General features: G+C 64.5%; 1 protein-coding gene. It reads right to left on the reverse strand.

The annotated features are described in order from the left end of the window. Positions 1–82: 82 nt before the first annotated feature. Positions 83–574 carry a formate dehydrogenase subunit gamma gene (locus C7I36_RS16920; RefSeq protein WP_106454833.1) on the reverse strand — a complete coding sequence of 164 codons (492 nt, stop codon included), beginning with the start codon at positions 572–574 and terminating at the stop codon, positions 83–85. Between the last annotated feature and the right edge of the window lie 49 nt (positions 575–623).

Raw genomic sequence — 623 nt, forward strand, 5'->3', positions numbered from 1 at the left:
TCGCGCCGGATCAGGGTCGCCACGTCCTCGGCGCCGAGCGACAGGGCCGTGGTCTCGTAGGGAACGAAGATGCGCAGGCTCATCAGTTCAGCTCCAGTTTGTAGGTGGTCAGTTCGTTTACCAGGGCGTCGAACCGGGCCGGGGTCATGCGCGCCTTGATCTGCTTGCCCACCCGCACCGAGGGGCCGCAGGCGCAGTTGCCGAGGCAGTACACCGCCTTCAGGGTGATGTCGCGGCCGGGGGTGGTCTGGTGATAGTCGATGCCCAGGCTGGCCTTGGCATGGCGCTCCAGCTCGCGGGCGCCGCGGGCCTGGCAGGCCTCGGCGCGGCAGATCTCCACCACGTGCCGGCCCGGCTGTTCGGTGCGGAAGTAATGGTAGAAGCTCACCACCCCGTGCACGTCGGCGGCGGTGATGCGCAGCTCGCGGACGATGATGGGGGTGGCGGCGTCGGGAATATAGCCGAAATGGTCCTGGATACTGTGCAAGATAGGCAGCAGGGCGCCGGGGAGATGTTTGAGGGAGCCGACCAGTTGCTCTAGGGTATGGTCCATTGCTGTTTGCTTATCTTCCATAGTATCAACCTTGTTATTGTCAAATGCCGGCTCCGGTAGGGCCTGGAGC

The organism is Zobellella taiwanensis (assembly GCF_003012795.1).
Taxonomy (GTDB): domain Bacteria; phylum Pseudomonadota; class Gammaproteobacteria; order Enterobacterales; family Aeromonadaceae; genus Oceanimonas; species Oceanimonas taiwanensis.